We start from the raw sequence: 24,313 nt of genomic DNA on the forward strand, positions 1-24,313 counted from the left end.
GCGGGCGGGATCCGGCTGTCCGCGCGGGCGGGGCCCGGCTGTCCGCGCGGGCGGGGCCCGGTGTCCCGCGCGGGGCACTGCGGGTGTCCCCGGCGGGCGGGTTGACGGAGCCCGCGCGACGGTTCGGCACCGTGGGCGCGTACTCTGCTCGCGCCGCCACGACCCCGCCCGCACCGGACCTCCCGCACCGGGTCCTGGTCCCGGTTGTCGGTGCGGCGGTCCACAATGGTCCGCGTCAGATCCGTCCCACGCTCAGCAAGGAGCCGGCAGCGATGGCCCGCCGCAGCACGAAGACCCCGCCGCCCGACGACCCGTACGAGGAGAAGATCCTCGACATCGACGTCGTCGACGAGATGCAGGGCTCCTTCCTCGAGTACGCCTACTCGGTCATCTACTCCCGCGCCCTGCCGGACGCGCGCGACGGACTGAAGCCGGTGCACCGCCGCATCGTCTACCAGATGAACGAGATGGGTCTGCGGCCGGAGCGCGGGTACGTGAAGTGCGCCCGCGTGGTCGGCGAGGTGATGGGCAAGCTGCACCCGCACGGCGACGCGTCGATCTACGACGCCCTGGTGCGCATGGCGCAGCCGTTCTCCATGCGGGTCCCGTTGGTCGACGGCCACGGCAACTTCGGCTCCCTGGGCAACGACGACCCGCCGGCCGCCATGCGGTACACCGAGTGCCGGATGGCCGAGGCGACCAGCCTGATGACCGAGTCCATCGACGAGGACACGGTCGACTTCGCCCCCAACTACGACGGCCAGGAGCAGGAACCGGTCGCGCTGCCCGCCGCGTTCCCGAACCTCCTGGTGAACGGCGCCTCGGGCATCGCCGTCGGCATGGCCACCAACATGCCGCCGCACAACCTGCGCGAGGTCGTCGCCGCGGCCCGCCACCTCATCAGGTATCCGAACGCGGACCTCGACGCCCTGATGAAGCACGTGCCGGGCCCCGACCTGCCCACCGGCGGACGCATCGTGGGCCTGTCCGGGATCCGCGACGCCTACCGGACGGGCCGCGGCACGTTCAAGATCCGCGCGACGGTCACCGTGGAGAACGTGACCGCGCGCCGCAAGGGCCTGGTGGTCACCGAGCTGCCGTTCACGGTCGGCCCGGAGAAGGTGGTCGCCAAGATCAAGGACCTGGTCGGTTCGAAGAAGCTCCAGGGCATCGCCGACGTCAAGGACCTCACCGACCGCGAGCACGGGCTGCGCCTGGTCATCGAGATCAAGAACGGCTTCGTGCCCGAGGCGGTCCTGGAGCAGCTGTACAAGCTGACGCCCATGGAGGAGTCCTTCGGCATCAACAACGTGGCGCTGGTGGACGGCCAGCCGCTCACGCTGGGGCTGAAGGAGCTCCTGGAGGTCTATCTCGACCACCGCTTCACCGTGGTGCGGCGGCGCTCGGAGTTCCGTCGCGGCAAGCGGCGCGACCGGCTGCACCTGGTGGAGGGCCTGCTCACGGCCCTGGTGGACATCGACGAGGTCATCCGGCTGATCCGCTCCAGCGACAACTCCGCCGAGGCGAAGCAGCGCCTGATGGAGCGGTTCTCGCTCAGCGACGTCCAGACGCAGTACATCCTCGACACGCCGCTGCGCCGCCTCACCAAGTACGACCGCATCGAGCTGGAGGCGGAGAAGGACCGGCTGAACGCGGAGATCGAGGAGCTGACCCGGATCCTCGACTCCGACGCGGAGCTGCGGAAACTGGTGTCCGCCGAACTGTCCGCGGTGGCGAAGAAGTTCGGCAACGACCGGCGCACGATGCTGCTGGACTCGGCCGGTACGCCGGCCGCCGCCGTGCCCCTGCAGGTCGCGGACGACCCGTGCCGCGTGCTGCTGTCCTCGACCGGCCTGCTGGCCCGCACGGCGAACGACGAGCCGTTCCCGGAGAAGGCGCCCGCCAAGCGGGTCAAGCACGACGTGATCGTCTCGGCGGTGCGGTCCACGGCCCGCGGCGAGGTCGGCGTGGTCACCTCGGCGGGCCGTCTGCTCCGGCTGAACGTCGTGGACCTCCCCCAGCTGCCCGAGGACATGCCGGTGCCCAACACGGCGGGCGGGGCTCCGCTCGCGGAGTTCGTCTCCCTGGAGGGCGAGGAGGAGGTCGTCTGTCTGACCTCGCTCGACGAGTCGTCGCCCGGCCTGGCGCTCGGCACCGAACAGGGCGTCGTCAAGCGGGTGGTGCCCGACTACCCGTCCAACAAGGAGGAGCTGGAGGTCATCTCGCTGCGGGACGGCGACCGGATCGTCGGCGGTGTCGAGCTGCGCACGGGCGAGGAGGACCTGGTCTTCGTCACCGACGACGCCCAGTTGCTGCGCTACCCGGCCGCCCAGGTCCGCCCGCAGGGCAGGGCCGCGGGCGGGATGGCGGGCGTCAAGCTGTCCGCGGACGCCAAGGTCATCCACTTCACCGCGGTCGACCCCTCGGCGGACGCGGTGGTGTTCACGGTCGCGGGATCGCGCGGCACGCTGGACGACTCGGTCCAGACGACGGCCAAGCTGACCCCGTTCGACCAGTACCCGCGCAAGGGGCGGGCCACCGGCGGAGTGCGCTGCCAGCGGTTCCTGAAGGGCGAGGACTGCCTGTCCCTGGCCTGGGTCGGCCCCGCGCCGGCCCGTGCCTCGCAGAAGAACGGCGCGGCCGTCGCCCTGCCGGAACCCGACCCGCGCCGCGACGGCTCGGGCGTGTCCCTGGGGAAGACGGTGTCGGTGGTCGCCGGACCGGTCCAGGTCTAGGGCTGGACGGGCACCTTCCAGGTCTGACGGAGGGTGCCCCCTCCGGACCCCGGCCGCCGGACGCGGTCCGGGGCCGGGGACGCGGCCCGGCTGCTCGGCGCCGCGTTCCGCGTATCACCGTCCCGGGCCGGCGGGGGGCTCCGGGCCGGTGCTACGCCGGCGCGGGCGCCTGCGGGTCAGGGTCCGCGTGGGCGTCGGGGTCGTCGTCCTCGGTGCCGTCCACGTACCGCAGCACACCCCACATGCCGCGCTCGTCGGCCTGCGGGGTGTCGCTCGCGCAGGCCTCCAGCTCCTTGCGCAGCGCGGGCGCGTCGATGCCGGACCCGATGAGCACCAGCTGGGTGAGCCGCTCCTCGTCCGGTGCCCACGGCTCGGGCCGGAACCGCAGGAACCGCCCGACCGCGTGCACGGCGTAGCGGTTGTGGACGTCGTACGGTCCGAAGTCGACGTAGCCCTTGATGCGGAACAGGCCCTCGGGCCGGCTGTCGAGGAACCGCATCAGCGCCCGCGGGTCGGTGGGCCGCTCGGACACGTGGGAGACGCTGTCGTAGCCGGCGTGCAGATGCCCGGCGTGGTGCCCGGAGGACTGCTCCTCCTCGCCCTCGTGGTCGTGCAGTCGCAGGTCGTCGAAGGACAGCTGGCCGAGGCGCTCCTCGCCCGGCCGGCAGTCGAAGAGGAGCTCCGGGTCGATCCGCGCGTGGGTGGCGGGCACGACGGCCGCCCCGTCGACGAGTGTGCGGACGCGGGCGAGCACCCCGTCCGGATCGGCCGCGCGGTCGGTCTTGTTGACCACGACGAGGTCGGCGAGGGCGAGGTGCCGGTCGATCTCGGGGTGCCGGGCCCGGGTGTCGTCGAACTCGGCGGCGTCCACCACCTCGACGAGCCCTCCGTACACGATGCCCGGGTGCTCGCTGGCGAGCACCATCCGCACCAGTTCCTGGGGTTCGGCGAGACCGCTGGCCTCGATGACGACGGCGTCGAGGCCGGCGGAGGGCTGGGCGAGCCGTTCGAGGTACACGTCCAGCTCGCTGCCGTCGACGGCACAGCACAGGCATCCGTTGCCCAGCGAGACGGTCGAGTCCCCGAGCGCGCCGGCGACCGCCATGGCGTCGATCTCGATGGCCCCGAAGTCGTTGACGATCGCCCCGATCCGGCTGCCGCCGCTGTGGTGCAGGACGTGGTTGAGCAGGGTCGTCTTCCCGGAACCGAGGAATCCGGCCAGAATGACCACCGGGATCCGCCGCTCGCTGCTCCGCTCCGCCACGCGCTCTCTCCACCTCTCCGTGCGCCGGTATGCGCCCCGGCGTACGTCCGACGACTCGACCGGCGCCCAGGATACGAGCGACTCCGCCGGGCACGGACCGCACGATTGTCGGCGCCGTGTGCGGGGCAGATGCCGGGCATGGCGCCGATGTGTGCGACCCTCCGTTCCCTCCGTGCGCCTTCCTCTCCGCCTTCCCGCCGATCAGAGCCGCTCGGCACCCTGGGAGGCGGCACGCGCCGCCCACCGCTCGCCGGTCCCTTCGCACCCACCCACGCCAGCCGACGACCGGCGGACGGCGGCCTGATCGGGGGTATTTGACATGGCCACACGGAAATCCGTGGCAGGAAGGTTTCTTCCTGTGGTCGCGGCGGGAGTGGGCTTCCTGGCCGGGGCCGTCACCGCCCGGACCGCCCACCACCGGATCACCTGCTCGCTCGGTGAGCGACTGGAACGCCTGGCACAGGCGACCGAGGAAGCCCGAAGGACGACGGCCCTGGCCCACCAGCACCGCCTGCACTGGGAACTGCTGAGCAAGGCCATGGACCCCGGGAACGCCGCCCTGCTGGAGGTGCTCGACACCTACAGTCCCCCCGTCCCCCAGGAGACGCAGCGCCAATTCCTGTACGCCAATGCCATGTACACCAGCATGGTGTTCAACTACCGCATGGGAGTTCTGAGCCGAGAGCAGTTCCACGGTTCGGTGCGGGGCATGTTCCAGAATGCCGTCTGCCGCGCGTACTGGCGGGCCACCGCGCACCACCGGGAAACCCTGGACGCGTCGAGCGAGGAGGCCGAACTCGGAAAACTCGTCGACGGGCTCCTGCAGCAGCTGGAGGAGTCGGACACGGACGAATGGTGGGTCGTCGGGGAACTGCCGCCCGAGACACCGCCGGACGCGGCCTGACACGCTCGACCCGACGGGGCCCGAGGCGGCGTGCCGTGCGACGTGACGGGGACAGCCGCAGGGCGGACCGCACCGGCCCGATGGGGTCCTCGGTGGAGGCCACCCCGCAGGACACCGCCCGCAGCCCGACGCGCGCGAGGCGACCGGGCCGACGCGGCCCGACGAACACCCGTCGGAATCCCGAGCGGACGCACCCCTTCGGGCGTCGTCGGCGGGCACCGCTTGACATCACCCGCCGGCGGCCGTGACGTTCGCTGACGGACCACCGGCCTCCCAACCCCGGCCCTGCCGCCGTTCCCGTCCGCAAACGGCCGACCGCGGCGGGCCCCGGCGCCGGACAACACCGCCGGCCCAGATGTCCCGACCTCGTTGCCAGCAACCGCGCGAGACGCTACTAGTAGTCCGCACCTGCTCTACGGTGCGGCAGCTGTGCTGCACCACGAGGTCCGGCAGGCACGGCTCCCGAAGGGTGCAGCCTCGGATTTCGGAGGGACTGCACGTGAGTCACATCGTCCGTCGGATCGGGCCTTCTCCCCAGGCTCGGGGATGCCAGACCGGACAGAACTGCCCGGACATCTTCGAGTTGTCCGACGGTAATTTCGCCGTGATCGGCACCGAATCCACGGCACGCCTCGATTCCCAGCTTCCGCCGGACGCCGGACGGGCAGATTACGAGAACATCGTGGTGATCAGCCGCGAAACCCTGATCCGGGCAAAGGCTGACATTCCCGACGTCTGAGGCACGAAAAGGCCTGCGTCTCTTCCGGACGACGCAGGCCGTCCCCCGCCGGCCTGAGCACGGGACCGTGGGTCGGCAGGCATGCTCCGGCCAAGTCAGGTTAGGCTCACCTCTGTGAGTACGTGCTCATCCGCCTCCCGGGAGCTCGACGAGCCTCTCGCGGGAACCGCGGCCACCGCGAGGACCTGGCTGCTGCTGGAGCAGCCGGGCCCCTGGGGTGCGAAGGCGCTCACCTCGAGCCACCTCGACCCCGCCCTGGGCCGTGCCCTGGAGACCGCCGCGAAGGGCACCGGGGTGCGCATCGCGCTCATCCGGCGCACCGGACGTCACGCCGACCGCCCCGCGGGCGCCGCCCGCCGGGTGTACGCCGCCCACACCGTCCCGGGCCGGGTGTGGCTGCACACCGCCACGACCGCGGACCCCGGGCACCTGCTCGACCTCGACTTCGCCGCGCTCGGCCGGGGCGAGCACGACACCTTCGACACGGCGCTGGGCGGACAGCCGCACGACGGCGACCCCCTGGCCCTCGTCTGCACCAACGGCAAGCGTGACCGCTGCTGCGCGCTCCTCGGGCGGCCCCTCGCGGCCGAGCTGGCCGCCTCCGGCGTCGACGGCGTGTGGGAGGTGACGCATCTGGGCGGTCACCGCTTCTCCCCCACCGTGCTCGTCCTCCCCTACGGCTACGCCTACGGCAGGGCCGAGGCCCACGCCGTCAAGGAGGTCCTGCACGGTGTGCAGGAGGGCCGGATCGTGGTCGAGGGGTGCCGGGGCAGTTCCGCCTGGGAGCGCCCCGGACAGGCGGCCGAGCTGGCCGTGCGCACGGCGGAGGGCGTGTACGGGGCGGACGCGCTGAGCGTCGTACACACGCAGGGCACGGCGCCGCGCTGGGAGGTCACCGTCGCCCACGCGGACGGCCGCCAGTGGTGGGTGGAGGTGCGCCAGGGCGCGTCCTCGCCGCCGCGTCCGGAGAGCTGCGGCTCCGTCCTCGGATCGCCCGCGCGCATGGACGTGACGGCGATCCGCGAGGTGACGGTGACGTCCCTGGCCTGCTGACGGCCACGGCCGGGCAACGCGGGGCGGGCGTCGACCTGCCGGGCGGGCAGGGGTGACGGGCCGCGCACCAGCTCCCGTCGGAGAGCCCCCCACCGCGAGGCACCCGCCACACCCGTGGGGTACCGCGCGGCCGCCCACGTACCGTCTGGGTATGAGCTCCACTCCCCCCGAGCGGCGCCGGCGCCTCCGTCTGCCGCGGCGGATGTTCTCGCAGGTGCTGATGATGCAGCTGGCGATCGCCGCGGGCGTGGCCGTGCTGGCGACCGGCCTGTTCCTGGCGCCCCTCGGCGAGCAGCTGGACGACCAGGCGATGCGGCGGGCCCTGGCGATCGCGCAGACCACCGCCCAGCAGTCGCGGATCGCCGACGACCTGCGGACCACGGCCGCCTCGCCCGACGGGCCGGTCCAGCGGGAGGCCGAACGGATCCGGGAGGCCACCGGCGCCGAGTACGTCGTCGTGCTGGACCGGCACGGGGTGCGCTGGTCGCACACCGACCCGCGGCGCATCGGCGGCCACGTCTCCACCGACCCCGGCGAGGCCCTGGCCGGGCACGAGGTCATGGAGATCGACGACGGCACCCTGGGCCGCTCGGCCCGCGGCAAGGTGCCGCTGCGCGACGACGACGGCCGGATCGTCGGGGCCGTGTCGGTGGGCATCGCCTACGACAGCGTCCGCGCGCGGCTGATCCACGCCATTCCCGGCCTCTTCGCCTACGCGGGCGGCGCGCTGGCCGTCGGCGCCCTCGCGGCCTGGCTCATCTCCCGCCGGGTGCAGCGGCAGACCCGGGACCTGGCGTTCTCCGACATCGCGGCGCTGCTCGCCGAGCGCGAGGCCATGCTGCACGGCATCCGGGAAGGCGTCGTCGCCCTGGACCGCGCGGGACGCGTCCGGCTCCTGAACGACGAGGCGCGGCGCCTGCTCGGCCTCGGCGACGAGGCCGTGGGCCGTTCCCCCGACGAGGCGCTGGGCCCGGGGCGCACCGCCGACATCCTGTCCGGGCGGGCGGACGGCGCCGACCTGCTGACCGTCCGCGGACAGCGCGTCCTGGTCGCCAACCGCATGCCGACGGACGACGGCGGCGCCGTCGCCACCTTCCGTGACCGCACCGAGCTGGACCGGCTGGGCCGGGAACTGGACTCCACCCGCGGTCTGATCGACGCGCTGCGGGCGCAGGACCACGAGCACGCCAACCGGATGCACACCCTGCTGGGGCTGCTGGAGCTGGAGATGTACGACGAAGCCGTCGAGTTCGTGGCCGAGGTCGTCGGCGCCCACCGGGCCACGGCGGAGCAGGTGACCGAGCGGGTCAGGGACCCGCTGCTCGCCGCGCTGCTGGTCGGCAAGGCCACGGTCGCGGCCGAGCGGGGCGTGGCGCTGGGCGTGTCGGACCGGACGTGGCTCCCGGACCGGCTGATCGACCCGGGCGGGCCGGTCACCGTGCTCGGCAACCTGGTCGACAACGCCCTGGAAGCCGTCGCCGGCACGCCGCACGCGCGGGTGGAGGCCGAGCTGCGCGCCGAAGGGCGTACGGCGGTGCTGGTGGTGCGGGACACGGGGCCCGGTGTGCCGCCGGAGCAGCGCGAGATGGTCTTCACCGAGGGGTGGTCCACCAAGGAGCCGCCGGCGCACCGCGAGCGCGGTATCGGGCTGTCCCTGGTGCGCACGCTCGCGGAGCGGCAGGGCGGCAGCGCCACCGTGGGCGAGGCGCCGGGCGGCGGGGCGGAGTTCACCGTCGTCCTGCCCGAGGCCCTCGACGCGGCGGGCCCGGAACCCGCCCTGACCGGGGCGGCTGCCGTGCCCGGACCGGGCGAGGAGGAGTCGCGATGATCGAGGTGCTGGTCGTGGACGACGACGTCCGGGTGGCCCGGGTCAACGCGGCCTACGTGGAGAAGGTGCCCGGCTTCCACGTGGCGGGCCTGGCCCACGGCGCGGCCGAGGCGTTGCGCGGCCTGGAGGCGGTGCCGCCCCCGGATCTGGTGCTCATGGACCACTACCTGCCCGACGGCACGGGTCTCGCGGTCGTGCGGGAGATGCGCCGGCGGGGCCACCAGGCCGATGTGATCATGGTGACGGCGGCGCGCGACGTGTCCACCGTGCAGGCGGCGATGCGGCACGGTGCGCTGCAGTACCTGGTCAAGCCGTTCGCGTTCGCCGGTCTGCGGTCGAAGCTGGAGGCGTACGCGGAGCTGCGCCGCACCCTGGACGGCGGGGGCGAGGCCGAACAGGCCGAGGTGGACCGCATGTTCGGGGCCCTGTCGGCGACCGGCGAGCCGAGTCTGCCCAAGGGGCACTCCCCCACCACGGCGGAACTGGTGCGCCAGTGCCTGATGCACGCCGAGCGGCCGCTGTCCGCCCTGGAGATCGCCGAACGCACCGGGGTGAGCCGCCAGACCGCCCAGCGCTACCTGAAGCTGCTGGAGCGCACCGGACGGGCCACGCTGACCCTGAAGTACGGGGACGCGGGCCGCCCGGAACACCGTTACGCGTGGGCGGCCCGCGCCTGAGGGCACGGTCCGTGGGGGCGGGGGAAGGAACCGTGCCCTCCCCTGCATACGCGTCCCGGCGCCGTCCGTCTCGGCGCGCGCCGGGACGCGCGCGGGTGCCGCTACACGGCGCCCGCTCCGGTCAGGGACCGCACCTCGGTCTCCGCGTGCCGGGCCTCGTCCGGTGTGTCGCCGGACGTGACCGTGCCGAGCCAGCCCGCGAGGAAGCCCAGCGGGATGGACACCAGGCCGGGGTTCTGCAGCGGGAACACCTGGAAGTCGACGCCGGGGAAAAGGGATCCGGGGCTGCCGGACACCACCGGCGACACCAGGACCAGCAGCACGGCCGGGATCAGTCCGCCGTAGACGGCCCAGACGGCGCCGCGGGTGGTGAAGCCGCGCCAGAACAGCGAGTAGAGCAGCACGGGCAGGTTGGCGGAAGCGGCCACGGCGAAGGCGAGGCCCACCAGGAAGGCCACGTTGAGGTCGCGGGCCAGCAGTCCGAGGGCGATCGCGACGACGCCGATGCCGACGGCCGCGATACGGGCGACGGCCACCTCGCTGTACGGCTTCCCGCCGCGGCGGCGCCGCAGCGAGGCGTAGAGGTCGTGGGCGACAGACGCGGAGGAGGCGAGCGTGATGCCGGCGACCACGGCGAGGATCGTGGCGAACGCGACGGCCGCGACGACCGCGAACAGCACGGTGCCGCCCGTGGATCCGGCTCCGCCGCCCAGGTCGAGCGCCAGCAGGGGGACGGCCGTGTTTCCCGAGGCGTTGGAGGCGCGCACGGTGTCGCTGCCGACGAGGGCGGCTGCGCCGAACCCGAGCACGATCGTCATCAGGTAGAAGCCGCCGATGAGGCCGATGGACCACACGACCGAGCGGCGGGCCGCCCGCGCCGTGGGCACCGTGTAGAACCGGGACAGGATGTGCGGCAGACCGGCCGTGCCCAGCACCAGGGCGAGGCCGAGGCTGATGAAGTCGAAGCGGGCGGTCAGGTCACTGCCGTAGGCGAGGCCCGGCGCGAGGAACGCCTCGCCGTGGCCGCTGCGTTCGGCGGCCGTGAGGAGCAGGCGGTTGAAGTCCCCGTGGAAGCGCAGCAGGACGAGCACGGTCAGCGCGACGGTGCCGCCGAGCAGCAGGACCGCCTTGACGATCTGGATCCAGGTGGTGGCCCGCATCCCTCCCAGCGACACGTAGATCACCATGAGCGCTCCGACGCCGATCACGGCCCACGACTGCGCCGCCGTGCCGGAACCGCCGAGCAGCAGTGCGACGAGCGTGCCGGCGCCCACCATCTGCGCCACCAGGTACAGCACGGACACGGCGACCGAGGAGGTTCCGGCCGCGATGCGCACCGGCCGTTCCCGCATGCGCGCGGCGACGACGTCGGCGAGTGTGAACCGGCCGCAGTTGCGGACCAGTTCCGCCACCAGCAGGAGGACCACCAGCCAGGCCACCAGGAAGCCGACCGAGTAGAGCATGCCGTCGTAACCGTAGAGGGCGATGAGGCCGGAGATGCCGAGGAAGGAGGCGGCCGACATGTAGTCGCCCGCGATGGCAAAACCATTCTCCATCGGCGAGAAGAGGCGGCCGCCGGCGTAGAACTCCTCCGGCGATCCGTGCCGGTGGCGGCTCACCCAGGTGGTGATGGCCAGCGTGACCGCGACGAACCCGCTGAACAGCAGCAGTGCCAGGGTCTGGTGATCACCCGTCATACCGCACCGCCCCGGCCGCGGGCGAGTTCCTGGGTCTCCCAGCGCAGGTCGAGTGCCGCACGGTCCCGGCGCAGCCGCGCGTGCCGGGTGTAGGCCCAGGTCAGCAGGAAGGTGGTGAGGAACTGGCCGAGCCCCGCGAGCATCCCGACGTTCACGGCTCCGGCCACGGGCCGCGCCATCAGGTGCGGGGCGCTGGTGGCGGTCACCACGTACGCCACGTACCAGACGAAGAAGGCGGCGGCGCCCGGGATCACGAAGCGGCGGTAGCGGCTGCGCACCTCCTGGAAGGCGGCGCTGCGCTGTACTTCGAGGTACACGTCCGCGTCGGCACGGGGCTCCCGGCGGGCCTGCGGGGCGGGCACCGCGGCGCGTCCGCTACCGGCGGACTCGCCCCAGCCCGAGGCGAGCTCGTCGTACCAGGGGTCGGTGTACTTCAGGTCGCCGGCCTCGCCGGGCGGTGCCTGGCGGGGTCCGCCGGCGGGACCGACGGCACTGTGATGACCACCCCCGGCGAGGCGTGGGCGGTCGTTGTTCTGCTGCATGCCCAAGGATGGACAGAACGGGAAGATCCCCGACTCTTCTTCCCGAATCACTTCACCCCATCAGGTGACCCGGAGCCAGGTGTCGGCACCGTCGGGGCCCGGCCGGCACGCCCCCTCGTCCGCTGTGCCTCGGGGGGCGAGGCACAACGCGGCGCGGTCACTCTCGGTGAGGGCGGGGTCCGCCGGCCGGCGGCGGGGTCACCCCCGCCTCCCGGATGTCGTCCAGCGCTTCGCCGAACAGGGCGCGGGCCCGGGTGAACCAGTCCGCCAGCACGGCGATCTCGTCGGCGTCGTAGTCACCGAAGAGGGCGGCGAGACGCTGATAGAAGGGCCCGTACACCTCCAGGATGCGTTCCTGGGCCGTCTCCTCCATGACCACGTAGACGCGTCGGCGGTCGTCGGGGTCGGCGGTGCGCCGGATGTAGCCGGCCTTCTCCAGGCGGTTCAGTACGCCCGTGACCGCTCCCGTGGTCAGCCTGGCCCGTTCCGCGAGATCGCCGGCCACCAGTGACTCGCCTGCCGCGGACGCCTCGATGAGGAAGCCCAGGCAGGTGAGGTCCGTGACGTTGAGGCCGAGTCCGCGGGCGATGTCCTGCTGGCCGAACTGGGCGGCGGCGATCATCCGGTCCATGGCGTAGAGCGCCTGGTCCGCCGTCGCGGCCGGACGCACCTTGCGTTCACTCACAGCATTTCCTTAGGATCTAAGTAACTTAGTTCGCGAGATAAAACATCGCCCGGTGGTCACCCGCTCACCCGCTTCACCCTCCCAGCCTCTCAAGGAGCCGGATCATGTCCCTTCACGGTGACGACCACTACGACATGGGCCATACCGTCGCGGGATGGACCGGCATGGGCATCGCGACCCTCGGCTTCGGGCTGTGCGGTCTCGGGGTGGTGGCCGCCTCGGGAGGCGTAACACTCGCGGGCGGGGCCGTGCTCGTCCTGGCGCTGCTGGTCACCTGGGCGCTCCACCTGGCGGGCTGGGGCAAGCCGAGCGGCCCTCGCCCCGCAGACCAGTGGGACTGGCGGGTCAGGGACGCCGGCGCGCGTGACGGCCACCCCGACTGCGTCAGCTGCCGCCTCGCGGGCCGGCGGGCGAATCGCCGGCAGACGACTCGCGGGCAGGCCGCGGACCGCCCGGCGGAGCCCGCCCTCGCGGACACCTGAGGGCCGCCCCACCGGATCGCCGCACACGCCCGCTCGTGCGTCGGGGCGGCCGTACCGCACTGAGCCCGGTGCCGCTCTTGCGGCGGGGAGCTGCCCGGGGCAGCAGCACGGGCCCCGACCGCCGTCCGCCCCCTGCGGGAAGTCCCGCAGGGGGCGGACGCCGTCGCACGGCGGTGCCGGGCAGCGTGCGGCCTAGGCGTCGATCCGGGAGCGGTCCAGGGTCGCCGCCGAGCTGGAGATGAACTCCTTGCGCGGCGCCACGTCATTGCCCATGAGCAGGTCGAAGACCTGCTCGGCCGCCTCCAGGTCGGTGAGGTTGATCCTGCGCAGGGTGCGGTGACGCGGGTCCATCGTCGTCTCGGCCAGCTGGTCGGCGTCCATCTCGCCGAGGCCCTTGTAGCGCTGGATGGAGTCCTTGTAGCGGATGCCCTTGCTCTGGAACTCCATGAGCTTGTCGCGCAGCTCCCGGTCCGAGTACGTGTAGACGTACTTGTCCTGGCCCTTCTTGGGCTGGACGAGCTCGATGCGGTGCAGCGGCGGCACGGCGGCGAACACCCGGCCCGATTCGACCATGGGCCGCATGTAGCGGTGGAACAGCGTCAGGAGCAGGGTGCGGATGTGGGAGCCGTCCACATCGGCGTCCGTCATCATGATGATCTTGCCGTAGCGGGCGGCGTCGATGTCGAAGGTCCGTCCGGACCCGGCTCCTATGACCTGGATGATCGCCCCGCACTCGGCGTTCTTCAGCATGTCGGTCACGGACGACTTCTGGACGTTCAGGATCTTGCCGCGGATCGGCAGCAGGGCCTGGAACTCGGAATTCCGCGCCAGCTTCGCCGTGCCGAGCGCGGAGTCGCCCTCGACGATGAACAGCTCACTGCGCTCGACGTCGTCGCTGCGGCAGTCGGCCAGCTTGGCGGGCAGCGAGGACGTCTCCAGGGCCGTCTTGCGGCGCTGGGCGTCCTTGTGCTGGCGGGCGGCGATCCGGGTACGGGCCGCGGCCACCGCCTTCTCCATGACGACCCGGGCCTGCTGGGCCGCGTCCCGCTTGCTGGAGGTCAGGAACGCCTTCAGCTCCTTGGAGACCACGTTGTTCACGATGCGCCGGGCGGCCGAGGTGCCGAGGACCTCCTTGGTCTGGCCCTCGAACTGCGGCTCGGCCAGCCGCACGGTGACGACCGCCGTGAGGCCCTCCAGGGCATCGTCCTTGACGATGTCGTCCTCGGCGACGCGCAGCAGCTTCTTGGCGCGCAGCACCTCGTTCATCGTCCTGGCCACGGCCGTCTCGAAACCGGCGACGTGGGTGCCGCCCTTGGGGGTGGCAATGATGTTGACGAACGACCGGACGGTCGTGTCGTAGCCGGTCCCCCAGCGCAGGGCGACATCGACACCGAGCTCCCGGGTCACCTCGGTGGGCGTCATCTGGCCGCGCTCGTCCAGGACGGGGACCGTCTCTTTGAACGTGCCCTGACCACTGAACCGGAGGGTGTCGCAGACCGGCCTGTCGGACGCCAGGAACTCGCAGAACTCGCTGATGCCGCCGTCGAAGCGGAAGGACTCCTCGCCCTTGCTGCCGCCGTCGCCGAGGCCGTACTCGTCCCGGACGACGATGGTCAGGCCCGGCACCAGGAACGCGGTCTGCCGGGCCCGCTGGTGCAGCGTCTCCAGGGAGAGCTTGGCGTCCTTGAGGAAGATCTGGCGGTCGGCCCAGTAGCGCACGCGCGTGCCGCTGCGGGTCTTGGGGATTTTCTTGATCTTGCGCAGTCCGCTGCCGGCCTCGAACTTCGCGTCCGGCCCCGACCCGCTGAACACGCCGGGGACACCGCGCCGGAAGCTGATCGCGTGGGTGTGCCCACCGCGGTCCACCTCGACGTCCAGGCGGGCGGACAGCGCGTTGACGACGGAGGCGCCGACGCCGTGCAGACCGCCGGAGGCCGCGTAGGAGCCCCCGCCGAACTTGCCGCCGGCGTGCAGCTTGGTCAGGACGACCTCAACACCGGACAGACCGGTCTTCGGCTCGACGTCGACGGGAATACCCCGGCCGTTGTCCCGGACCTCCACCGAACCGTCGTCGTGGAGGATCACGTCGATGTGGTCGCAGTAGCCGCCGAGGGCCTCGTCCACGGAATTGTCGATGATCTCCCACAGACAGTGCAGCAGACCGCGACTGTCGGTCGACCCGATGTACATGCCGGGCCGTTTACGGACGGCTTCGAGCCCCTCGAGGACGAGCAGATGCCGAGCGGTGTAATTGGAACCGTCGCGGTCTGCTCCTGCCAGCAGAGCTGTGGACGGCACGGACGTCTCGGCGGTCACGCGGTTCGCTCCTCGCTGAATTTCGAATGGCGCCCCCATGGGTAAGGGGCGGCGCTTCAGTCACCGGTGAGAGGGTACCGAGGCCTGATAGAGCCGTTGTCACGCCACCCTCGTCCCCGGACACCCTAGACCACAGTCGCATACCTGTTCGATCCCTCGATGGGGTGAAGCCCACATCACGTTCCCTTCGAGGCATGAACCATTTAGGCTCCGGGCACGTCCTCATGAACGACCGGCAACCCAGCCGGGAGGGCCGACCACCCGAAGACGACGCGAATCCGTACGACACATCAGACACGCAATACGGCACATTCGCCGCCAACCGGCAACAGCCGACCTCTCGGAAAGATTTTTTCGAGAAGAAGCCCCGAGCGGGAACGTTTTGGGCCTGGTTGGATGTTGACCCTGGTACGACAGCTCGTCGAGCTAGAGAAGAGGCGACGTGACTACTGTTCTGACCCCCGCGAGCCCGCTGACGGCCGCCGATCGCTGCGACCGCTGTGGCGCCCAGGCATACCTGCGCGTCGTCCTGCTCAGCGGCGGAGAACTGCTCTTCTGCGCCCACCACGGCCGCAAGTTCGAGCCGGAACTCAAGAAGATCGCCGCTGAGATACAGGACGAGACCGAGCGTCTGACGTCCCCTTCGGCGACCGCTTCCGCCGAAGAGCGCTGACACTCGCGCACCACGACGAGCCAGACCGGCACAGGCCGGCCCTCGGGCGGCCACCTCCCCCACGGAGGTGGCCGCCCGGCTCATACCCGGGTGCGTCTACCGGGCCCTGCGCGGCTCACCTGCTTGGGCCGGCCTGTATCCGGCTCCGGCCCCCGCCTGCCCTCTGCCTGCTTTCGCGCTGCCCGGGGCCGCCGCGGCGCTCCGCGGTAAGCGCGATTGGGTCAGGGTTGCCCGGGTCCGCCCACCGCTCGCCCCCGCCTCGAACAGGCGCGGCAGGGGGCGTGCAGCGCCCCCAGGGCGCTTCCGACGCGTTCTTGGGCCCCGCGGGACCCGAACCGCGGCCCGCAGCCTTGCAGGGCCCTCGAGCGGCGGCCCCCGCTACAGCACCCCCGCACGTCATCCCGTCGGCTTCGGCCTGTCGCGGGGCGCACCCTGCGCGGCACCCGGACGGGCAACCTCGCGCCGTACCGGGGAGCCTGTCGCGGGGCGCACCCCGCGCGGCACCCGGACGGGCAACCTCCCGCCGTTCCGGGAGACGGCCCGGGGCCGTCGGGCCGCCGAGCCGTGGTGTCGGGCGCCTCAGCCCCAGCCGAGCGTCCGCAGGACGTCGGACACGCGGGTGTACACCCCCGGGCTGCCCGCCCAGCCGCAGCCGCTCCCCCACGAGACCAGGCCGATCAGCCGGCCCTGGGCCACCAGCGGTCCGCCGCTGTCCCCCTGGCAGGCGTCCCGCCCGCCGGCGACCTCGCCCGCGCACAGCATCGTGTCGGCCCGGTAGGTGCCGTCGGCATTGCCCGGGTAGGCGGTCTGGCAGAGCCGGTCGGGCAGGACGCGGACCCGCGCCGCGTGCAGGCTGCCCGCGTAGGAGCCGCCGCCCGTGGTGTCCCCCCAGCCGTAGACGGTGGCGGGCGTGTCCGCCCGGTAGGCCGGGTCTCCGGTGGCGGCCATGCCGATCACCGAGTCCTCCGGCAGTGCCTCGGCCAGGCTGAGCACGGCGAAGTCGCCGGAGTTGGTGCGGGCGTCGTAGCCCGGATTCACCCAGGTGGACCGGACCGCGATCTCCTTGCCGTCGTCGGAGATCAGGTCCGTGCGCCCGGCGATGACCTTGAGGTCGCGCGCCCCGTCCGGCGGCGCCCCCAGCACGTCCTTGTCCATGCAGTGCGCCGCGGTGAGCACGGTGGTCCGTCCGACGGCCACTCCCCCGCAGAACTGTCCCGCCCTGGTACCTCCGAACCGGTCACGGCTGGACAGCGCGACGGTCCAGGGCCCCTGCGACACATCGACGGGGAAGCCGCCGACGACGATGGTGTCGGCGGCCGCCGGAGCGGCCGATGTCAGCGGTATCGCGGCTGCCGCGGCCGCGAGAACCAGTGGCCGGGACAGGGCCCGGGCAAGGCGACGACGCATGCGCACTCCTCACACTGGGGTGATCGTTGGACACCCAGCGTGATCCACCGTGGGGGGAGCCGCACCCGCGGGACAGCACGAAGGCCCGGTCCCCGCGGGCGGGGACCGGGCCTTGGTGTGTGCGTCGTGCGCCTGAGCCGGCCGTGGCCTAGTCGAGGTAGTCGCGCAGCACCTGGGAGCGCGACGGGTGACGCAGCTTCGACATGGTCTTCGACTCGATCTGGCGGATGCGCTCGCGCGTGACGCCGTACACCTTGCCGATCTCGTCGAGGGTCTTCGGCTGACCGTCGGTGAGACCGAAGCGCATGGAGACGACGCCCGCCTCGCGCTCGGACAGGGTGTCCAGGACGGAGTGCAGCTGCTCCTGCAGGAGCGTGAAGCTGACCGCGTCGGCCGGCACGACGGCTTCGGAGTCCTCGATGAGGTCACCGAACTCGCTGTCGCCGTCCTCGCCCAGCGGGGTGTGCAGGGAGATGGGCTCGCGGCCGTACTTCTGGACCTCGATGACCTTCTCCGGGGTCATGTCGAGTTCCTTGGCCAGCTCCTCCGGGGTGGGCTCGCGGCCCAGGTCCTGGAGCATCTGGCGCTGGACACGCGCCAGCTTGTTGATGACCTCGACCATGTGCACCGGGATACGGATGGTGCGGGCCTGGTCGGCCATGGCGCGCGTGATCGCCTGCCGGATCCACCAGGTGGCATACGTGGAGAACTTGTAGCCCTTGGTGTAGTCGAACTTCTCCACCGCGCGGATCAGACCGAGGTTGCCCTCCTGGATCAGGTCCAGGAACAGCATGCCGCGGCCGGTGTAGCGCTTGGCCAGCGAGACCACCAGACGGAGGTTGGCCTCCAGCAGGTGGTTCTTGGCGCGGCGGCCGTCCTCGGCGATGATCTCCAGCTCGCGCTTCAGCTTGGGCGCCAGCTTGTCGGAGTTGGCCAGCTTGTCCTCGGCGAACAGGCCCGCCTCGATGCGCTTGGCGAGTTCGACCTCCTGCTCGGCGTTGAGCAGCGGGACCTTGCCGATCTGCTTGAGGTAGTCCTTGACCGGGTCGGCGGTGGCACCGGCGGCGGCGACCTGCTGGGCGGGCGCGTCGTCCTCGTCCTCGTCGGACAGCACGAAGCCGGCGCTCTCGGTGCCCTCGGGCTCCTCCGTCGCGGGCTTGGCCTCTTCGAGGACCTCTTCCTCGCCCGACTCCGCGGTGTCCTTCTTGGCCGCCGTCTTCTTGGCGGTGGCCTTCTTGGCCGCGGTCTTCTTCGCGGCCGTCTTCTTCGCGGTGGTCTTCTTGGCCGCGGTCTTCTTGGCGGGGACCTCCTCCTCGCCGGCCTCGTCCGCGGCGGGTGCCGCCGGGGTGGCGGCGGTGGCGGTGGCCTTCCGAGTGGTCGCCGACTTCGCCGCGACCGTCTTGGTGGCGGTGCGCTTGGCGGGGCTCTTCGCTGCGACGCTCTTGCGGGTGCGCTTGGGCTCTGCGGCACTGACCATCAGCGTCACACCCTCTTCCTCGAGGATCTGGTTGAGGCTGCGCAGTACGTTCTTCCACTGAGTGGCCGGAATCTGGTCAGCTTCGAAGGCCCGACGCACGTCATCGCCGGCGATCTGCCCCTCAGCCTTTCCCCGCTCAATGAGCGCCATGACAGAGACGGACTCGGCGATCTCCGGCGGGAGCGTACGGGATGTGCTGGCCGACACGAACAACCTCTCGGAACGTTGGAAAACGGCTTCCGGCCCCGTCCACGTCGGACCGGAGCCGACCGCCGACTTGGGGATTGGGCCGACGGTGCGGGTGGGGGCCGGGAGAGCACAGCGCCGTCATCGGCGTCCGTATTCCCTCCATGACTGCCACCAACTAGGTCATCGCGTTCTGCCCAGGAGCGTTACGCCCATTCCGCGTGGCCCGAGTCACACCCCATAGACATGCAAGAAATGTCATAGAGAGACATATGTGGACGCAAAGGGGAGACGGTGAGGTCTCACCCGGTCGTCATCCGCCGCTCCGCCGGACCGCGCGGGACCTTGCAGGATCCCGCGGGGTCCGACGCAGGACGGCCGGCCGGGCGCTGCCACAGGAGGGGGATGGCAGGCCGGGCTCCGCCGTCCGCGGACCGCGGTCAGTGCTCGCGGGGAGCGGGCACCACGCGTTCCACTTCGGGGTGGACCGTGAGGAGCTGCCGCATGGCCGCCTCGGCCGCGGCGCCGTCACCGCCGGCGAGGGCGTCGACGATCCGGCCGTGGTGTCCCAGCGACGCCTCGGTCGGCCGCTCACAGCCCGTGACCGGACCGCCGGAGACGTGCAACGCGGCGGAGACGATCCCGGACAGGTGCTCCAGCATGCGGTTGCCCGCGACCTGGATCAGCAGCGAGTGGAACTCGGAGTCGGCGCGGGCGAACGTGAGCGCGTCGCCCTGCCCCATGGCGCGGCCCATGATCTCCACCATGTCGGCGAGGCGCTGCTGCACGTCGTCGCGCCCGTGGCCGGCGGCCAGGCGGGCGGCCAGGGGCTCGATCGTCCACCGCAGCTCGCTGAGCTCGCGGCGCTGGTCGTCGCGCTGCGGCCCGAAGGCCCGCCACTCGATGATGTCCGGATCAAGGAGGTTCCAGTCGCTGACCGGGCGCACCCGCGTGCCCACGTTCGGGCGGGCGCTGACGAGACCCTTGGCCTCCAGCACCCGCAGCGACTCCCGGACGACGGTGCGGGAGACCTCGAAACGCTGGCCGATCTCCTCGGGGACGAGCGGGCGGTCGGCCCCCAGGTCTCCCGAAACGATCATCTGTCCGAGCTGCTGGACGAGTTGACCGTGCAGCCCGCGTCCGCGGCTGCCCGCGGCGCGACGGCCCACACGGGCCAGTTCCGGATCCGCACCGTCCCAGGCAGGGGGTCCCACGCGGTCGGCCGCGGGGGCCTCCGCGAAGGGGTAGCGGTCGAGTTCGCCCGGGTTCGCGAGGCCGGTGTCGGCGGTGCGGGCGGCGGTCATCATGGTGTGCGCAAGGGTACTCACGCATCCTTTGTCGGCGCCGTTCCCAACTCCCTTGAGGGCTTTGGTGAAAAGCACACGAAAGGGTGATCGCTCACCCCGTCGCAATTGACGCCTTATCGGAAAGAAATGGGCTTTCCACGGGGAGTTGTGCGCACGGCCGTAACAGCAGGGACATGGACAGTCGTCATCGGACTCCGCGGCGCCGCGTGCTCAGCAGGAACGCGCAGGCCAGAGCCACCACGGACAACGTCAGCGCTCCGCCCACGGGTTGGCCGATCATCCGCAGCGCCCCCTCCAGATAACGCTCTCCCCCGAAGGGCCAGCGGAGCGGCAGCACCTCCCGCAGCCGCTGCGGAAACCCGGCCGCGGTTCGTACCTGCGTGCCCCGCGTCACCCACTCCACGACGGGCTCCACGAGGAGGGGCACCGCGAGGACGACGGCGAGCCCGGCGCTGCTGGAGCGGAACAGCCCCGCCCCCAATACTCCGGCCCAGGCACAGCCGGTCACCAGGCCCAGCCAACTCGCACCCAGCGGCAGCCAGTCGGCGGGCGGGACCTCGGCGAGCTCCCGCCCGTGGACGAGATACAGCACCTGGGCGTCGCAGCCGACGGTCAGCACGGCCAGCAGCACCGCGGAGACCGAGGCGACGAACAGCTTGGCCGTCAGCAGGCCCAGCCGCCGGGACACGGTGCCCCGGTCCGCCGCCAGCACGGGGTGACGGAACTCCTCGCCGAAGGCCAGCGCCCCGAGCAGTCCTGCCCCGATCGCCGCGGGCGGCAGGGGCAGCTCCCTCGGCCACGCGGCCAGCAGCCGCGGCTGCGGGGTGTGCCCGATCCGGGCCAGCAGGACGGCCGTGAGCGCGGAGACGACGATCACCGCCACGCCCACACGCAGGGCGGTACCGGTGCCTGCGGCGCGGCGGAGTTCGTAGCGCAGGGGGCGGAGGGGCGCGGGAGCGGTGCGGACGGAGAGCGGCGGCGGCAGTTGGACGGACGCCGTGGGGGCTGCGGGGACCGTGGGGGCCGTGCCGGCGGCTCTGGCGGGGGCGGGGGCCGGGGCGGCCAGCGGGGCCAGCGGTTCGGGGGTGGGCGCGGGCAAGGGTTCACCGTCACGGGTGGGGGCGGCCGGCTCGGCCGGCACGGGTTCGCCGTCAGGGGTGGGGGCGGTCGACACGGGTTCGCCGTCAGGGGTGGGGGCGGTCTCGGGCCGGGGGTCCGGGTCGGGGGCAGTTGGGGTGGCGGTGGGGGCGGGGTCGGTGTGAGCAGTGTGGCCTGTGGGGGGTGTGTGACCCGTGGGGGTCGTGGGAGCCGTGGGAGCCGTGGGGCGGTCGTCTCCGGCGCCCGGGCCCATGTCACCGACCTCGTCGGCCAGTTGGTGCACGACGATGCCGTGCCGGAACGCGATCTCGCCGACGTCGGCGCACGTACTGCCGTAGACGCAGAGGCGGTTGCCACCTTCCCGCACGACCTCCACGGAACGGCGGGCGGCGCGGGCCTCCTTGCTGAGGAGGGCCGAGAGGCGGGCGGCATGGGGGCTCCGGACGGCCACGCGGGGGCGCAACCGGGTACGCGAGAACTCCGCACCGTCCTGGTCGGCGACGACTCTGCCCTCGTCGAGGGTGACCACGTGGTCCCCGATCCGGGCCGCTTCCTTGGGGTCGGCGGTGGTGCAGAGGACGGTGCCGCCCTGGTCGGCGTGGGCGCGGAGCAGGGCGTGCAGCCAACGGTGTTCGCGCGGGGGGAGTCCGCGCGTGGGCTGGTCGAGCACCAGCGTGTGCGGGTCGGGCAGCAGGGCGCAGGCCAGCCCGAGGCGGCGGTCGGCACCGCGGGAGAGGGTGCCGAGGCGTTCGTCGCGCAGGCTCACCAGGCCGACCGCTTCGAGGACTTCGTCGGCGCGCGCGGCGGGCGCGCCGACGGCGGCGCACAGCATGCGCAGATGCCCGCGGGCCGTACGGGCGGGGTGACCCGGTACGTCGCCCAGCAGCACGCCGACCTCGCGGGCCGGCTGGGTGATGCGGTGCAGCGGGCGCCCCCTGAAGTGGGCCACGCCCCGGCCGCGTTGCAGGCCGAGCAGGAGTCTGAGTGCCGTGGTCTTGCCCGCGCCCGGTGCTCCGAGCAGCGCGGTGACGCGACCCGCGTGCGCCTCGAAGGAGACGTTGTCGACGGCGGGCGGAAGCTCTTTGCGGGGGTTGCTGGTCAGTCCGATGGCCTCGATCACCCGAAGCAAGATAGCGCGCCATATCGGGTTTTCCGGGCACCACGGGGCATTCCGGGCCAGGGGGATATGGGTGGCCGGCCGAACCGGCCGGTGTCACACCTCGGGGCGCAGCATCGGCGGGTTGAGCAGGGTGGCTCCACCGGCCCGGAACAGCTGGGCGGGCCGTCCTCCCTGGCGGGTCGTGGTCCCCCCGGTGGGGACGAGGAATCCCGGGGTGCCCGTGACCTTGCGGTGGAAGTTGCGCGGGTCGAGGGCCACGCCCCACACCGCCTCGTACACCCTGCGCAGCTCGCCGACGGTGAACTCGGGCGGGCAGAACGCCGTGGCGAGGGACGAGTATTCGATCTTGGAGCGGGCCCGCTCCACGCCGTCCGCCAGGATCTGCGCGTGATCGAAGGCGAGCGGCGCCACCTGCTCGTCGTCCCTGCCGTAGCCGCCCAGCAACAGCAGTTCCTCGACCGGTGCCCAGCGGGCGTTGCTGGCGTCACCGCCCGCCCGGGGTGCGGGCAGGTCGGGGGCGAGGGCGAGATGCGCGACGCTGACGACCCGCATCCGGGGATCACGCTTCGGGTCGCCGTACGTGGCGAGTTGTTCGAGGTGGGCGCCGTTGTCCTGGACCGGAACACCGGGGTCGTGCACCCGCAGGCCGGTCTCCTCGGCCAGTTCGCGCGCCGCTGCCTGGGCCAGGTCCTCGTCGGCGCGCACGAACCCGCCGGGCAGGGCCCAGCGCCCCTGGAAGGGAGGCTCGCCCCTACGGACCGCCAGCGCGCACAGTGAATGGCGGCGCACGGTCAGCACGACCAGGTCCACGGTGACGGCGAAGGGCGGAAAGGCTGACGGGTCGTAGGGCATGCTGTGATCATAGTCGTCTTCCTGACGATAAGCACTCCCTTCGCCGACCCCGCCGACGACCGGTCGACGTCGGTCAGGAACGGTCACCCGATCCCGCTCCGCGCGCCTCGCCGAGGGACGTCGCGGCAGGTCACACGCCCAGCTGCAAGCCGTCGGCGGCCTCCTCGACGACGGCGACACCGAGTCGGCCGACCCGCAGGGAGAAGGGTGCGCCGGCGACCCGCAGCCCGGTGAGGCTCAGCTCCCCCAGCGGGGCGCTGCGCATCGGGTGCAGGGACACCGTCCCGGCGGGGGCGTCGGGGCGGATGCCGGCCACGGTGGTCAGCAGCAGCACCACGGCGGCCGCTGCCGTGGCGGCCGGGCGGCACGCCGCCGGGTGCGGCAGCGGCGCGCTCCCCTCCGTCCGCTGCTCCCCCGCGTACATTTCCGGCAGCCGGTGATCGAAGGTCTCGGCCGCCGCCAGGACGCCCCGCAGCAGCGATGTCGCCTCCGGCTCGTGGCCGGCAGCGGCGAGGCCCGCCACGGCCAGGGCGGTCTCGTGCACCCGTACGGCACCGGAGCGGTGGCCGAACGGGTTGTAGCCGGGCTCCTTGGGGGCCAGTCCGCGCAGGCCCCATCCCGAGTCCATGCCGGGCCCGGCCAGCACCCGGGCGAGCCGCCCGGTGTCCGCGCGGTCGAGCAGCCCGGGCGCGCAGGCGCCCCGGCCGAGGAGTCCGGTGTCCAGCAGGTGAACGGCCGCTGCGCCCGGATGCGGAACGGGACGGCCGTCGGCCGCACGGGCCGCGGCAGGCCGGCCGCCGCCCGGGTCGTCGACCCAGAAGTCGTCGCGGAACGCGCTCCGCACGGCCTGTGCCCACTGCCGCAGTTCGGCCCCGCCCGGTCTGCCGCAGGCGTCGAGCAGATCGGCGCCGAGTACGGCGGCGCGGTGGGCGTGCGCCTGGGTCTCGCTGCGCGACAGCCCGCCGGGCTCCGGGTCGGGCAGGTAGAGATCTCGCCCCACGGCGGTCCGCAGCCAGCTCAGACAGCGTTCGGCGGCCGGCAGCAACTGTTCCGTGTCGCGGTCCGGCAGCCCCCAGCGGCGGGCCTCCGCCAACAGCACGGGGAAGAGGAGTGTGGCCTCCGTCCCCGTACAGCTGGGCGCGAGGTGCGGTCCGGCGTCGCGGCGCGGGCCGGGGATCATGCCGGCCCGCGGGCCCGGACCGGGGAGCTGGGCCCGCGCGAGCATGCGCAGGGTGCCGGCGGCCAGGCCGGTGCCCAGCGGCAGCGCCATG

General features: G+C 72.5%; 18 protein-coding genes and 1 pseudogene. 8 read left to right on the top strand and 11 right to left on the bottom strand.

Annotated elements, in window-relative coordinates; translation table 11 throughout:
* Positions 1 to 272: 272 nt before the first annotated feature.
* Complete coding sequence (locus tag G3I53_RS18495) at positions 273 to 2,735, top strand: DNA topoisomerase IV subunit A (RefSeq protein WP_164334386.1); 2,463 nt, start codon at positions 273 to 275, stop codon at positions 2,733 to 2,735.
* 151 nt (positions 2,736 to 2,886) lie between these two features.
* Here G3I53_RS18495 and G3I53_RS18500 read toward each other — a convergent pair whose 3' ends face one another.
* Positions 2,887 to 3,999 (bottom strand): GTP-binding protein, encoded by a 1,113-nt coding sequence (locus G3I53_RS18500; RefSeq protein WP_164336057.1) that lies wholly within the window; start codon positions 3,997 to 3,999, stop codon positions 2,887 to 2,889.
* A gap of 319 nt (positions 4,000 to 4,318) precedes the next feature.
* Here G3I53_RS18500 and G3I53_RS18505 point away from each other — a divergent pair, with 319 nt between their 5' ends.
* From G3I53_RS18505 to G3I53_RS18525, 5 genes are all read left to right on the top strand, one after another.
* Complete coding sequence (locus G3I53_RS18505) at positions 4,319 to 4,903, top strand: DUF6082 family protein (RefSeq protein ID WP_164336059.1); 585 nt, start codon at positions 4,319 to 4,321, stop codon at positions 4,901 to 4,903.
* A 499-nt stretch (positions 4,904 to 5,402) separates the two neighbouring features.
* Complete coding sequence (locus G3I53_RS18510) at positions 5,403 to 5,642, top strand: hypothetical protein (RefSeq protein ID WP_205076856.1); 240 nt, start codon at positions 5,403 to 5,405, stop codon at positions 5,640 to 5,642.
* A gap of 114 nt (positions 5,643 to 5,756) precedes the next feature.
* On the top strand, positions 5,757 to 6,695 hold the full coding sequence (locus G3I53_RS18515) for a sucrase ferredoxin (RefSeq protein WP_164336061.1): 939 nt from the start codon (positions 5,757 to 5,759) through the stop codon (positions 6,693 to 6,695).
* Positions 6,696 to 6,846: 151 nt separating this feature from the next.
* A complete protein-coding gene (locus G3I53_RS18520; protein ID WP_164336063.1) occupies positions 6,847 to 8,523 on the top strand; it encodes a sensor histidine kinase in 1,677 nt (558 codons plus the stop codon).
* Positions 8,520 to 9,200, top strand: coding sequence for a response regulator (locus tag G3I53_RS18525; protein WP_164336065.1), 681 nt, complete (start codon positions 8,520 to 8,522; stop codon positions 9,198 to 9,200). The genes G3I53_RS18520 and G3I53_RS18525 overlap by 4 nt, the downstream gene beginning before the upstream one ends.
* Positions 9,201 to 9,301: 101 nt before the next feature.
* Here G3I53_RS18525 and G3I53_RS18530 read toward each other — a convergent pair whose 3' ends face one another.
* From G3I53_RS18530 to G3I53_RS18540, 3 genes are all read right to left on the bottom strand, one after another.
* Entirely contained in the window at positions 9,302 to 10,897 is a 1,596-nt protein-coding gene (locus G3I53_RS18530) for a cation acetate symporter (RefSeq protein WP_164336067.1), read from the bottom strand.
* Positions 10,894 to 11,439: a DUF485 domain-containing protein gene (locus G3I53_RS18535; RefSeq protein WP_164336069.1), complete on the bottom strand. Its 546-nt coding sequence runs from the start codon at positions 11,437 to 11,439 to the stop codon at positions 10,894 to 10,896. The genes G3I53_RS18530 and G3I53_RS18535 overlap by 4 nt, the downstream gene beginning before the upstream one ends.
* A 157-nt stretch (positions 11,440 to 11,596) precedes the next feature.
* On the bottom strand, positions 11,597 to 12,070 hold the full coding sequence (locus tag G3I53_RS18540; RefSeq protein ID WP_164336079.1) for a MarR family transcriptional regulator: 474 nt from the start codon (positions 12,068 to 12,070) through the stop codon (positions 11,597 to 11,599).
* A 158-nt stretch (positions 12,071 to 12,228) separates the two neighbouring features.
* On the opposite strand from G3I53_RS18540, the gene G3I53_RS18545 reads away from it, so the two are divergent.
* A complete protein-coding gene (locus G3I53_RS18545; protein WP_164336071.1) occupies positions 12,229 to 12,606 on the top strand; it encodes an HGxxPAAW family protein in 378 nt (125 codons plus the stop codon).
* A 192-nt stretch (positions 12,607 to 12,798) separates the two neighbouring features.
* Here G3I53_RS18545 and G3I53_RS18550 read toward each other — a convergent pair whose 3' ends face one another.
* Complete coding sequence (locus G3I53_RS18550; protein ID WP_164336073.1) at positions 12,799 to 14,922, bottom strand: DNA topoisomerase IV subunit B; 2,124 nt, start codon at positions 14,920 to 14,922, stop codon at positions 12,799 to 12,801.
* A gap of 442 nt (positions 14,923 to 15,364) precedes the next feature.
* On the opposite strand from G3I53_RS18550, the gene G3I53_RS18555 reads away from it, so the two are divergent.
* Positions 15,365 to 15,595 carry a hypothetical protein gene (locus G3I53_RS18555; RefSeq protein WP_164336075.1) on the top strand — a complete coding sequence of 77 codons (231 nt, stop codon included), beginning with the start codon at positions 15,365 to 15,367 and terminating at the stop codon, positions 15,593 to 15,595.
* Between the two features lie 579 nt (positions 15,596 to 16,174).
* Here the strand turns inward: G3I53_RS18555 and G3I53_RS18560 are convergent.
* The 6 genes and pseudogenes from G3I53_RS18560 to G3I53_RS18585 form a co-directional block, all read right to left on the bottom strand.
* On the bottom strand, positions 16,175 to 17,002 hold the full coding sequence (locus G3I53_RS18560) for a serine protease (RefSeq protein WP_164336182.1): 828 nt from the start codon (positions 17,000 to 17,002) through the stop codon (positions 16,175 to 16,177).
* 148 nt (positions 17,003 to 17,150) lie between these two features.
* Positions 17,151 to 18,686 carry an RNA polymerase sigma factor gene (locus G3I53_RS18565; protein ID WP_164336180.1) on the bottom strand — a complete coding sequence of 512 codons (1,536 nt, stop codon included), beginning with the start codon at positions 18,684 to 18,686 and terminating at the stop codon, positions 17,151 to 17,153.
* A gap of 419 nt (positions 18,687 to 19,105) precedes the next feature.
* Positions 19,106 to 19,993 (bottom strand): FCD domain-containing protein, encoded by an 888-nt coding sequence (locus tag G3I53_RS18570; RefSeq protein WP_164336178.1) that lies wholly within the window; start codon positions 19,991 to 19,993, stop codon positions 19,106 to 19,108.
* 163 nt (positions 19,994 to 20,156) lie between these two features.
* Positions 20,157 to 22,190 carry an ATP-binding cassette domain-containing protein gene (locus G3I53_RS18575; RefSeq protein WP_164438564.1) on the bottom strand — a complete coding sequence of 678 codons (2,034 nt, stop codon included), beginning with the start codon at positions 22,188 to 22,190 and terminating at the stop codon, positions 20,157 to 20,159.
* Between the two features lie 93 nt (positions 22,191 to 22,283).
* On the bottom strand, positions 22,284 to 23,042 hold the full coding sequence (locus tag G3I53_RS18580; protein WP_164335543.1) for an NUDIX hydrolase: 759 nt from the start codon (positions 23,040 to 23,042) through the stop codon (positions 22,284 to 22,286).
* Between the two features lie 130 nt (positions 23,043 to 23,172).
* Positions 23,173 to 24,313: pseudogene (locus G3I53_RS18585) on the bottom strand (glycogen debranching protein); the annotation flags it as partial.

It is taken from the genome of Streptomyces sp. SID14436 (genome assembly GCF_010548465.1).
Classification (GTDB): domain Bacteria; phylum Actinomycetota; class Actinomycetes; order Streptomycetales; family Streptomycetaceae; genus Streptomyces.